Source organism: Gilliamella sp. wkB18 (genome assembly GCF_001690875.1).
In the GTDB taxonomy this organism is placed as follows: Bacteria; Pseudomonadota; Gammaproteobacteria; order Enterobacterales; family Orbaceae; genus Gilliamella; species Gilliamella apicola_A.
This window is the reverse complement of record NZ_LZHM01000068.1, coordinates 89,872-101,955: the sequence shown is the minus strand read 5'-3', so window position 1 is coordinate 101,955 and position 12,084 is coordinate 89,872. Positions and strand designations below refer to the sequence as shown.

Sequence of the window (12,084 nt, the reverse complement as noted above, 5' to 3'; positions counted from 1 at the left end):
TTCACAGGGATGGGAAGCTTATTAATTAGATTGATTGTTATTATTCTTTTCTTTATATGTGTATTGATAGCAAATTCTGGATTAGTTGCTGTACTTTTTGCTATATTTTATTTTGATACCTATAAAGCACTATTTATTTTTTTATTTTTTGTGTTTTTAATGTGCAGTCAAATATTTATTCAATTTTTTCTTACTTTTTTATTCTGTCCTGAAGATTGTCCTGTTCGCTTTAACCGTAAAACAGGTAAGGTTTATATTTATGACCATTTTCTGTTATATTGTGGTTCATGGGCTACCTTTACTCGCTCGCCCTTTAGAGCTAAAGAGATAACGGTTAAAGAGTTTAATTGGGCAGATATTCAAGGTTGTATGACCTCAGTATCAGTTCCTCTTGCTAGTGGCGGAATGGTTAGAAGCTATCGTCTAGAATGTGTGGTATGTGAGCCTAATACCACTAAAGTGATTGACCATTTTCTGTTGGCTGCTGATACCAGTTTAGGTTATGAGGAATGGATGTGGATAAATAGCTATATGGCTTTTTCTGATAATAATTTGGATGCCGAATTTATGCCAGAAGAAGAATTCACATGGTCAATCAAAGTCAACTGGCCAGAAGAAATCGACAAAAAATCCAAAGCCAGCTCGCTTGAAGAATATCAACAAATAGATGCCGAATATAAAAAAGTATAGTAAATCAATATGTTGATGTGATAAAAGTTAAATTTTTTGTAAAATAGACTAAAATACGTTCATAAGCAAGAAAATAATAAAGGAAATAAAAATGAGTAATTTAAAAGCGGTGATTTGTTTTGCTAATTCAACAGTTCATGGTGGGAAAGTTATTACCGTATCAATAGCTTTAAATGGTCATAAAAGCGTTTGTAGAAGCTCTTTAATCTTATCACTATTAGAAGTAGGAAAAAGCTAATGTCTATAGATTTAACATCACTGCCAAAGCCAATGCCCGAAGCTAAAAAGTTAAATTTAAGATTATGGGCGCTTTTGTTGATTGTGTTTATATTTATTGGCACTATCATTACAGTAGTTGCCAGTTTTTTTTATCGTATCCCAAATGCTCTATTTTTATCGGGAGCTTTTGTTTTCCCTGTGCTTATTTGGGGTGGGCTTTTTTTGTACCGTTTTTATGCTTATAGTTATCGCAAAATTTATAATAATGAATGGAATTTATATCGAGAACAGCGCAAAGAGGAGATGATAAATGATGGGCAAAGAGGTTTATCGGTTTTAGGGTATTCGCTTATCACAGAAAAAGGAACAATCGGAAATGCCGCTGCTTTGATAGATAATCGTTTTTTAATGACTTCAAAACACCATCCTACATGCTCGACTGTTGTTCCCCATACTTCTTTATTTTTAAATAGCGAAATAGATATCAATAACGTTAATGGTTACTTAACATTTTTATTTAATCAGTGGAAAAAAGAACTCAAAAATAAATTTTCCACCCTTTTAGCTCATGAAAATATTCATGTGCGTTTATTTATGGAGATTGGTAAAAGTGTCGAAATAGATAAATTACAAACATTATGGAATGAAACAATAGGAACAATTATTCCTCACCCAGCTAGTTTTGTATTTGAAAAGCCAAGCGATTCAAACACATTTATAGAGTCATGGCTAGATAATGAAGAATATTATAATGATTTACTTCTAATCTTCAATCTACATCTGTTCGATATCCCGACTAAAAATGAAGGTGAATTTGCATCATGGCTTTTTTTAGCCGGTGAAAATACCGATATTAGCGCCTTGTTAGAGGATGACTCTATATTAGTAAAAGTACACCGAAGTGAACAAACTTCATCGTTAAGCCAAACTATTGATAATGCTTTGTTATGGGGTAATGTCAATAATGCAAGTTATGATAGCGTATGGTATAACGGTGTATCTTCAGAGTTAAAAATTAATATTGCCAATTACTTTAATCAAATTGAGTTTAAACCAAAGAATATGTTGAATGTTGAAGGCTCTATTGGTTATGCAGGGCTTTGTTCATATTGGCTATGCTTGTCTTTAGCTATTGAAAATGCTTATAATTCTAAAAGTAACCAGTTGATAGTAATTGGGAAACCTCAAAAAGCTACTGTTTCTGCTGTTTCATGTTCGCAAAACAATAATAAAAGCAGTAGTGATAATGGAATTATTTAACATGGTTTTTATTGAGTAAGATAAAGTTTGCTAAAAGCGAAAGTTATGGTTTTAAATAAAGTGAATTTCGTGTGTGTGCATGAAATTTACTTTTAATGTTAAAAATATCCGAAATTAAAGTAGTTTTTAAGTTAGGTTAGATTTCACGTTTTTTAGACTTTTAGTAAACAAAATGAACCTAGTGTTCTTCTCTGACCAAAAAAGAATTAATCTCTATTCTCCATTATAAAACTAGCCGTTGCATCAATTGTGTTGAGGCTTCCTTCGACCTTTAGTTATATGCTACCGGTATATCTAATTGCAATTTTAAAACTTTTGTTATAAGTGTACTTCATTGATACTTTCAGGATGATAGCATAGCCTTCAAGACTTGTTACTGTTGGATTTGATATACTTTGCAGAATTTAAAAGAATATTACTGTTTATTGATTTGGTGCCGTGGGCGGGACTTGAACCCGCATGCCCTTAGAGCACTACCCCCTCAAGATAGCGTGTCTACCAATTTCACCACCACGGCACTGTTTTTATTCAGGAATATCTGATGTTGGATTTTTACTTGTTGGTTGTTGTGTGATCGGAGCTTTTTGTTCATCTGTATTTTGTTGTGTTGCTACCGGTGCACTTTCATTCGCTTCGATATTATGGAATTCGCTATTTTTACTTGAATTCCCCATATTTGATAATACGATGCTTATAACAAAAAATAGTACCCCTAAAATAGCTGTTGCATGAGTTAAAAAGTTACCACTTCCAGATGAGCCAAATAATGTTGCTGATGCACCAGCACCAAACGATGAACCCATATCAGCACCTTTTCCGCGCTGGATCAATACTAAAATAATTATCACAAGGGCAATAATCAAATAACCTGCAATTAAAAGTCCGTACATTTCAACCTGTCAATTTTTATGTGTTATACAACAAAATTTTATAGATGCGAAATATTAGCGAAAGAGTGACCAACAAGCAAGTATATTTTGCTATTTTCTGTATTTATCGTAATCAATTGTGTGTTTTTGAGGAAAAATAAGTATAATATTGCCATTTTTATATAGTTAGTACGCCTTAGTTTTATGAAATTTATAGTTAAGCTTTTTCCCGAAATTACCATTAAAAGTGATTCAGTTCGTTTGCGATTTATTAAGATATTAACAAGCAATATTCGTAATATTTTAAAGCACCATATTGAGAACGTTGCAGTCGTCCGTCATTGGGATTTTATAGAAGTCCGTCCGAAAGTTGGCAATAGTGAAAATCAAATATTAAATCTATTAATGCGTATTCCAGGTATTCACCATATCCTCGTTGTTGATGAGTTAACGTTTGTTGATCTCCATGACATTTATGAAAAAACATTAGATTATTATGCACCTTTGATTGAAAATAAAACATTTTGCGTGCGAGTTAAACGCCGTGGGCAACATCCTTTCTCTTCCATTGATGTTGAGCGCTATGTGGGTGGCGGACTTAATCAATTTGTTGCTTCAGCCAAAGTTAAATTAACGCAACCTGATATAACTGTTAATTTAGAAGTTGATAAAGATAAATTGTTGCTTGTGAAAGGTCGATACGCCGGTATTGGTGGTTTTCCTACAGGTACTCAAGAAGATGTTATTTCGCTTATTTCTGGTGGCTTCGATTCTGGTGTATCAAGTTATATGTTTATTAGACGTGGCTCAAGGGTACATTATTGCTTTTTTAATCTTGGCGGAAAAACACACGAAATCGGTGTTAAACAAATGGCTCACTATTTATGGGAGCAGTTTGGAAGTTCACATAAAGTTCGTTTTATCTCTATTGATTTTTCTAATGTTGTCGGAGAGATATTAGAAAAAGTTGATGATGGCCAAATGGGCGTTATTTTAAAACGTATGATGATTCGTGCAGCATCTAAAGTGGCTCAGCGCTATAAAGTTGAAGCGCTTGTAACTGGTGAGGCATTGGGGCAAGTATCAAGCCAAACGCTAACAAATTTGCGTTTAATTGATAATGTTAGTGATACATTGGTTTTACGTCCACTTATTACTCACGATAAAGAAACCATTATTAAGCTTGCTCGCCAAATTGGCACAGAAGACATTGCTAAAACAATGCCTGAGTTTTGTGGGGTAATATCAAAAAGCCCTACTGTTAAGGCCGTTAAAGAGAAAATTGAAGCGGAAGAGCAGAATTTTGATTTCTCGATTTTAGATAAGGCCGTTGAAGAAGCCGAAAATATTGATATTCGTGAAATTGCTAAACAAGCTAATACAGTTATTACTCAATTGGAAACGGTTACATCAATTAATCCTGAACATATTATTATTGATATTCGTTCCTATGAAGAACAAGAAGAACAACCACTTGTATTAAATGATGTCGAAATTAAATTAATTCCATTTTACAAATTAGCAACGAAGTTTGCTGATTTAGATCAATCTAAGCAGTATTTACTTTATTGTGATCGTGGTGTGATGAGCAAATTACAAGCACTTTACTTAATTGATCAAGGTTTTTCTAATGTTAACGTATTTAAAATCCAAAATAGACAATAATTTTGTATATTGTTGTTACCGTTTACATATATAATAAAGTTAATGGAGAATATTAAGTTTCATCAAAATAGGATAAATATTAAATAATAAAATAATGTAATGAATTAATAGGATTAAGAGGGTTGTAATGAACAAATTACTTGTAGTTGATGATGATCCAGAAATAGCCTCGTTATTATGTGAATTATTAGAAATAGAAGGATTTGAAGTTGTAACAGCAAACAATGGAGTGCAAGCTTTAGAAAAGTTTGACAGTACTATTGATCTTATTTTACTTGATATTATGATGCCTGAAATGAATGGGCTCAGTGTGTTATCTCAGCTTAGAAATAAATACACTGTACCTGTTATTTTTTTAACCGCTAAAGATAATGAATTTGATAAGATTATTGGGCTAGAGCTTGGTGCAGATGATTATATTTTAAAACCATTTAATGACAGGGAACTTGTTGCCAGAATCAACGCACTTTTACGTCGAAAGCGCTGGGATAATTTAGTCGGAGGCTTTGGGGAAAAATCTATTCAATATACTATTGATAAACTTACTGTTAATCGTAAACAACAATCTGTTTCTTTCGATGATAAGTATATTGAATTAACCGGAACTGAATTTCAAATATTGTTAAAATTACTTGAAAATGCAGGGAAGATAATTTCTCGAGATACCTTGAGCGAAACAGTTTTAGGTAAAGAGTTTATTCCATTAGCTCGTTCAATTGATGTTCATGTATCTAATTTGCGTAAAAAGCTTCCTCCACGTAGTGATGGTTTGCCGTGGATTAAAACTTTACGCTCTAAAGGCTACCTTTTTGTTGTAGACCAAAGTGATGAGCTCTTACATAATTAGGATATTATTTTAAATAAGGAAGGAAATTATGTGGATTTTTGATCGGTTAACTATCAGAATTTTCACTATTTTCTTGCTTACTATAGCTTTTTTTTTGATGCTGATTACGCTATTGCCAAATCTCGATTCTCGAAATTTAACTTATTTGGCAAATAAAGAGAAAGAGATTGGCAATATGCTTGCTAATCAGCTCGAAAAAGAGCTAACTAATATACCGAAAAATAGTTTTCGTTGGTGGATGCGTTTTATTGTTTTGATGGATAACCACCAAAAACCAGGTCAGTTTTTATTTATTGTTACACCAAATGGACAAATTATTACCGCTGATACTAAAAATATAGATCGTATTAGGAACTTTAGTGAAAAGTCACATAATGTTGATGATCCAGCTAAGAAAATCTATGATTCACAAGAGGTTATAGGTCCATTCCTAATTAATTATGCGGGTGCTAATTACCAATTATACGTATTGCAGCCTGCTTCAGATATCCAATCTCAATTTGTTAATTTAATTTTTGATCATCCTTTCTTGCTATTAATTTTAACTATGTTAGCAAGCTCGCCTTTTTTACTTTGGCTGTCTTGGAGTATTGCAAAACCTGCTCGTGGCTTAAAGCAGGCTGCTGATCAAGTTGCAAAAGGAAATTTACGAGAGTGGCCAGAACTTGAAAAAATAGGATCTACTGAGTATAAAGCCACAGGCGCAAGTTTTAATCATATGTTAAGAGAGCTTAAAAGGATGCAGGAGTTACAGCAACATTTATTTTCTGATATTTCTCATGAATTACGTACACCCTTAACTCGCTTACAATTAGCTGCATCTTTATTGCGTCGTAAGCAAGGAGAAAGCAATGAAGTTTCCCGTATTAATAATGAAGCATTAAAACTTGATGCGATGATTGGCGATTTGTTGTCTTTAGCAAGACAACAATATGACAATAATGAAATTCGTGAATTTAACACAATGAATGTGTTATTTAGACAAGTACTTGAAAATGCCTCTTTCGAAGCGGAACAAATTGGTAAAAAATTCTTGGTTATTAATCCACCAACAAATCATACTATTTTATGTTATCCTGTCGCTTTATGCAGTGCTCTTGAAAATGTTATACGTAATGCCTTTCGCTATTCAAATCATGAAATTGTGTTGAATTTTGTTGCTCAGCAACAACACATTACTATCACTATTGATGATGATGGTGTAGGGGTTGCTGATAATGAGTTAGAGCAAATTTTTCGACCTTTTTACCGTACAAGTGAGGCTCGAGATCGTGAAACAGGAGGAACAGGCTTAGGGCTAGCCATTGTATCTAATGCGATCACTCGTGATAATGGTACGGTTAAAGCTGAGAAAAGTCATCTTGGTGGACTTAGAATTGTGATAGTATTGCCAATTCATAAATATTAACTTTTAAAGAGATATAATTGTGTCAAATGCTGCGTTAAATATCGTTTTATTTGAACCTGAGATCCCAGCAAATACCGGTAATATTATTCGCCTTTGTGCTAATACTGGTTTTAATCTACATATTATTGAGCCAATGGGTTTTTTCTGGGATGATAAAAAACTAAGGCGAGCAGGACTTGATTATCAAGAGTTCGTCAATGTTAAACGTTATAAAAATCTCAATCATTTTTTAAACTCGAATCAAATTAATTTAGTCACGCAAGTTTATGCTTTAACAACTAAAGGGCAAAAGTCACATAGCGATGTAAAATATAAAGAAAATGATTTTTTGATGTTTGGACCTGAAACCCGAGGCTTACCTGCATCAATTCTTGATATTTTACCGCAAGATAAAAAAATTCGTATCCCGATGTTAGCGAGCAGTCGCAGTATGAATTTATCTAATTCAGTTGCAGTTGTGGTTTATGAATCATGGCGGCAATTAGATTATTTTGGTGCAAAGTGATTTAGAATTATGAAGTTATAAAATTTTTGTAACTAATTGTTTATTTGTTTCTGATGATAATAAGCTCAGCTGATTAATTTATGAGTTTAAATTAAAGATTATCTTCAATCTTTAAATAAAAAGAGAGGTTATATTATCCTCTCTTTTTATTTCTATATCATTCAGGTATAGAAATAATTATATTAACTAATGTTTATTTAACTCGCGAAACATATTCACCTGAACGCGTATCAACTTTAAGTATTTCACCAATTTGTATAAATAATGGTACACGAACTACCGCCCCAGTTGATAAAGTTGCTGGTTTACCACCTGTTCCGGCAGTATCACCTTTTAAACCTGGATCAGTTTCAATCACTTCGAGCTCAACAAAGTTTGGTGGCGTAACTGCAATCGGTTGACCATTCCAAAGTGTTAAAATACATTCAGCTTGATCGACTAACCATTTAGCATTGTCGCCAACAGCTTTAGTATCAGCAGAAAGTTGTTCAAAAGTCTCATTATTCATGAAGTGCCAAAATTCGCCGTCTGTATATAGATAAGTTAAATTCATATCGACAACATCAGCGGCTTCAACTGATTCCCCTGATTTAAAAGTTTTATCAACTGTTTTACCTGAAAGTAATTTTTTAATTTTCACACGGTTAATAGCTTGCCCTTTACCAGGTTTATAAAATTCATTTTCAACAATTACACATGGCTCGCCATCTTGCATTATTTTAAGGCCGGCTTTAAACTCATTAGTACTATAAGATGCCATAAAAGCTCCAATTATCATTCTGGATTACAAAAAATGAGCCACATTATACAGCAAAAAGTAGAACTACCAAATAAAGATGACTGGATTTTTGATCTTGCAAATGTTGTAACCGATATTAATAAACTGTACTCTTATTTAGAGCTAGATCCTAGTTCAATAACTATTTCGATGTTACAGGCGAAAAAACAATTTCCACTGCGTGTTCCCATGACCTTTATACAGCGAATGAAGAAGAAGGATTATAATGATCCCCTTTTATTGCAAGTCCTTTGTCATGATCATGAAATGATTTATGTTAACGGCTATAGTAATGATCCTTTGCATGAGCAGGATAATGCTATTCCTGGATTACTACACAAATATCATAATCGAGCCTTACTAATAACAAAAACAGCTTGTGCGATTAATTGTCGTTATTGTTTTAGAAGGCATTTCCCTTATCATGAAAATCAAGGGAATAAGAAAAATCTTAATGCTGCGCTTGAATACATTGCCAATCACTCGGAACTTAATGAAATTATCCTTTCAGGAGGGGATCCCTTAATGGCAAAAGATGATGAAATCGCTTTTTTAATAACAGCATTAGAAAAGATTCCCCACATTAAACGGTTACGTATTCATACTCGTTTAGCTGTTGTTATACCATCACGTATTACATGTAAACTATGCCAATTGTTTGCAAAAAGTCGATTACAAATTTTAGTTGTTACGCATATTAATCACCCAAATGAAATTGATGATACTATTGCTAAGGCTGTTTCATTATTAAAACAACATAATGTTACCGTGCTCAATCAAAGCGTTTTATTAAAAAATATTAATGATAGTGCTGATACATTAGCTAATTTGAGTAATAAATTGTTTAATGTTGGTATTTTGCCTTATTACATACATTTATTGGATAAAGTACAAGGAGCTGCTCATTTTATGATAGATGATCGAAAGGCTAGACAGATAATGAAACAACTATCCGAGCAAGTTTCTGGTTATTTAGTACCCAAATTAGCACGTGAAATTGGTGGGGAAAAGAGTAAGCGTGTGTTAGGATTCTGTGATTAATTTGATGATAGCTTTTTATGGTTATTAATTGTGTTGCTACGTTTTGTTCAGAATATAATTTCAATATTTGTAAAATTGTCATTATCTGTCATTGATGATTTGTAATTTTAATGCCCTAACATGATACTTTTATTTGCTTTTGATAGGCGATGTATTATGTTTTTTATTTTATTGTGCCATAGTTGAGTTTTAAAATATTTTCTCATCATTTCATGCATAAAATCTGATTGACGAAAAATAAAATAGCTTCTATAATTCTGACCTCTTTAATTAATGCTGTGGAGTCTATACTCTGCAACTTGTTGATAAATTAGATTTGGATATAAATCGTCATGAAACGCACATTTCAACCATCAGTATTAAAACGTAATAGAACTCACGGTTTTCGCGCTCGTATGGCTACTAAAAACGGTCGTCAGGTTCTTGCTCGCCGCCGTGCTAAAGGCCGTGCTCGTTTGACTGTTGCTAGCTGATTTAAAGTTGAGTGATTAAACTCACTTTTCCTCGGGAGTTGCGATTGTTGACTCCCTTTGATTTTAATCGTGTCTTTGAAGATCCCATTCGCGCTGGGTCTCCTTTTCTTACCTTGGTTGCTCGTAAAAATAATTTGACGTATCCCCGTTTGGGTTTTGCTATAGCTAAAAAACAGGTTAAGCGAGCACATGAACGTAATCGTATCAAACGCCTGGCAAAAGAATATTTTCGACATCGACAACATCAATTACCCAGTATTGATTTTATTTTGATGGCTAAAGCACCGGTTATAAACTTAGAAAATCAACAACTAGTTGTAACATTAGATAAGTTATGCCAACGAATCATCGCCAAACACGGAGTTTAAATAAAATTATATTGATTATCAAACAGCATGTTTTTGCGTTTAATGCATTGATAGTTAATGTTTTTATTTTTTTTGTTCGAGCTTACCAACGTGTTATTAGCCCCCTATTTGGTCCAAAATGTCGTTTTACTCCGAGTTGTTCCCAATATTCAATAATTGCACTAAGACGCTTTGGGTTAATAAAAGGAGGTTGGCTAACGGTCAAACGTGTATTAAAATGTCACCCTTTACATGAAGGAGGAGAAGATCCTGTTCCTCCTAATACTAAAAACAAAAGAGAAAAACACTAATGGCATCTCAACGTAATATTTTAGTTATTGCTTTACTTTTTTTATCATTTTTTATTTGGAAAGCGTGGGAAGAAGACCATGCTCCTAAAGTGCCAATGGCGAACCAATTATCACAAGTGAATGAAGATGATACACCTAATGGTGAGGCTCTTGGTAAAACAATTACTGTAAAATCGGATGTATTATCACTGATCATTAATACCTATGGGGGTGATGTACAGGCTGCTCAGTTGTTGAAATATGAGCAAATACTTCACTCTGGTACGCCTTTCCAACTTTTGACTTCTCGACCTGATTTTGTATATATTGCGGAAAGTGGATTAACTGGAAAAGATGGTCCAGATAATGCCATTCAAGGTGCAAAACGTCCAGTATATCAAGCTCAGCAGACAGAGTATGTGTTAGCTGATGGACAAGATGAATTACGGGTACCATTAACCTATCAAGTCAATGGCGTAGATTATACTAAATATTACGTGCTACATCGTGGTAGTTATGCAATTGATGTTCAGTATACAATTAATAATCAAAGACAAGTTCCCGTTGAAGTGTCTATGTATGGGCAATTAAAACAGACAATTGAATTACCTCATGATGCAGTGACAGAAGGAGGAGGCGGATTAGGATTGAGCGCCTTCCGTGGTACAGCTTATTCAAGTTCTAGTACAAATTATAGTAAATATAGTTTTGATGATATTAAGGATAAAGCTTTATCAGTTAATACCCAAACTGGTTGGATTGCAATGTTGCAACACTATTTTGCTTCAGCATGGGTTCCTGCACAGAATCAAGATAATTTATTTTATTCTCGAGCGACCGCTAAAAATTCGCAAGCAACAATCGGTTTTAAAGGTGAGTCAACTGTTATTCCTGCTGGTAGTACACAAACTATTGGCGCAAAATTATGGTTAGGACCAGAAATTCAAAGCCAATTAAAAGAAACGGCTAATCATCTTGATTTGATAGTTGATTATGGATGGCTATGGTTCTTATCTCAACCACTATTTTATTTATTGAAATTTATCCATAGTTTTATAGGTAACTGGGGCTTTGCAATTATTGTTATCACATTTATTGTTCGTGGTATTTTATTTCCTTTAACACGTGCTCAATATCGTTCAATGGCTAAAATGAAGATATTGCAACCTCGTTTGCAAGCCTTAAAAGAGCGTTATGGTGATGATAGACAAAAAATGAGTATGGAAACCATGGCGCTTTATAAGCAAGAAAAAGTGAATCCATTAGGCGGTTGTTTACCACTACTTATTCAAATGCCAATTTTCTTATCATTATTCTATATGCTAGGGAATACAGTTGAATTACGTCATGCGCCATTTGCTCTTTGGATTCATGACTTATCAGCACAAGATCCTTATTATATTTTACCTTTATTAATGGGTGGTACCATGTTCTTAATTCAGAAGATGTCACCGACCCCTGTTACTGATCCGTTGCAACAGAAATTAATGACTTATATGCCATTAATTTTCACTGTATTCTTTTTATGGTTCCCTTCAGGATTAGTTTTATACTATATTGTAAGTAACTTATTCACAATTGCCCAGCAACGTATTATTTACTGGGAGCTTGAAAAAAAAGGGCTTCATGAGAAGAAAAAGAAATAATTTTATTAAAAAGGAGGAGTAAAAAACCTCCTTTTGTTTTTTCTAT

14 protein-coding genes and 1 tRNA gene are annotated in these 12,084 nt (G+C 33.5%); 12 read left to right on the top strand and 3 right to left on the bottom strand.

Annotation, left to right across the window (positions count from 1 at the left end):
- From A9G48_RS11650 to A9G48_RS07455, 3 genes are all read left to right on the top strand, one after another.
- The coding region (locus A9G48_RS11650) for a DUF6708 domain-containing protein (RefSeq protein WP_176702006.1) at positions 1-690 on the top strand (690 nt) is incomplete at its 5' end.
- 91 nt (positions 691-781) lie between these two features.
- On the top strand, positions 782-928 hold the full coding sequence (locus tag A9G48_RS11645) for a hypothetical protein (protein WP_155268310.1): 147 nt from the start codon (positions 782-784) through the stop codon (positions 926-928).
- Positions 928-2,169, top strand: coding sequence for a hypothetical protein (locus A9G48_RS07455; RefSeq protein WP_034944363.1), 1,242 nt, complete (start codon positions 928-930; stop codon positions 2,167-2,169). The genes A9G48_RS11645 and A9G48_RS07455 overlap by 1 nt, the downstream gene beginning before the upstream one ends.
- Positions 2,170-2,600: 431 nt before the next feature.
- On the opposite strand, the gene A9G48_RS07450 is transcribed toward A9G48_RS07455, so the two are convergent.
- A tRNA-Leu gene (locus A9G48_RS07450) sits at positions 2,601-2,686 on the bottom strand.
- A 7-nt stretch (positions 2,687-2,693) separates the two neighbouring features.
- Complete coding sequence (gene secG / locus A9G48_RS07445) at positions 2,694-3,059, bottom strand: preprotein translocase subunit SecG (protein ID WP_034944360.1); 366 nt, start codon at positions 3,057-3,059, stop codon at positions 2,694-2,696.
- Between the two features lie 183 nt (positions 3,060-3,242).
- On the opposite strand from secG, the gene thiI reads away from it, so the two are divergent.
- The 4 genes from thiI to trmL all read left to right on the top strand — a co-directional run bounded on the left by thiI (position 3,243) and on the right by trmL (position 7,463).
- Entirely contained in the window at positions 3,243-4,703 is a 1,461-nt protein-coding gene (thiI, locus tag A9G48_RS07440; RefSeq protein WP_034944353.1) for a tRNA uracil 4-sulfurtransferase ThiI, read from the top strand.
- A gap of 127 nt (positions 4,704-4,830) precedes the next feature.
- Positions 4,831-5,550, top strand: coding sequence for a response regulator (locus A9G48_RS07435; RefSeq protein ID WP_034944350.1), 720 nt, complete (start codon positions 4,831-4,833; stop codon positions 5,548-5,550).
- A 34-nt stretch (positions 5,551-5,584) separates the two neighbouring features.
- A complete protein-coding gene (gene cpxA, locus A9G48_RS07430; protein WP_034944836.1) occupies positions 5,585-6,958 on the top strand; it encodes an envelope stress sensor histidine kinase CpxA in 1,374 nt (457 codons plus the stop codon).
- 19 nt (positions 6,959-6,977) lie between these two features.
- Positions 6,978-7,463, top strand: coding sequence for a tRNA (uridine(34)/cytosine(34)/5-carboxymethylaminomethyluridine(34)-2'-O)-methyltransferase TrmL (trmL, locus tag A9G48_RS07425; RefSeq protein WP_065568601.1), 486 nt, complete (start codon positions 6,978-6,980; stop codon positions 7,461-7,463).
- Positions 7,464-7,656: 193 nt separating this feature from the next.
- On the opposite strand, the gene efp is transcribed toward trmL, so the two are convergent.
- A complete protein-coding gene (gene efp / locus A9G48_RS07420) occupies positions 7,657-8,223 on the bottom strand; it encodes an elongation factor P (RefSeq protein WP_034944346.1) in 567 nt (188 codons plus the stop codon).
- Between the two features lie 33 nt (positions 8,224-8,256).
- Here efp and epmB point away from each other — a divergent pair, with 33 nt between their 5' ends.
- From epmB to yidC, 5 genes are all read left to right on the top strand, one after another.
- Positions 8,257-9,282, top strand: coding sequence for an EF-P beta-lysylation protein EpmB (epmB, locus tag A9G48_RS07415; protein WP_034944345.1), 1,026 nt, complete (start codon positions 8,257-8,259; stop codon positions 9,280-9,282).
- Positions 9,283-9,614: 332 nt separating this feature from the next.
- A complete protein-coding gene (gene rpmH, locus A9G48_RS07410) occupies positions 9,615-9,755 on the top strand; it encodes a 50S ribosomal protein L34 (RefSeq protein WP_034944344.1) in 141 nt (46 codons plus the stop codon).
- A gap of 11 nt (positions 9,756-9,766) precedes the next feature.
- On the top strand, positions 9,767-10,123 hold the full coding sequence (gene rnpA / locus A9G48_RS07405) for a ribonuclease P protein component (protein WP_065568602.1): 357 nt from the start codon (positions 9,767-9,769) through the stop codon (positions 10,121-10,123).
- Between the two features lie 47 nt (positions 10,124-10,170).
- Positions 10,171-10,413 carry a membrane protein insertion efficiency factor YidD gene (gene yidD / locus A9G48_RS07400; RefSeq protein WP_034944834.1) on the top strand — a complete coding sequence of 81 codons (243 nt, stop codon included), beginning with the start codon at positions 10,171-10,173 and terminating at the stop codon, positions 10,411-10,413.
- Positions 10,413-12,038, top strand: a complete 1,626-nt coding sequence (yidC, locus tag A9G48_RS07395) for a membrane protein insertase YidC (protein WP_034944342.1) — start codon at positions 10,413-10,415, stop codon at positions 12,036-12,038. Before yidD ends, yidC begins: the two co-directional genes overlap by 1 nt.
- Positions 12,039-12,084: the final 46 nt, after the last annotated feature.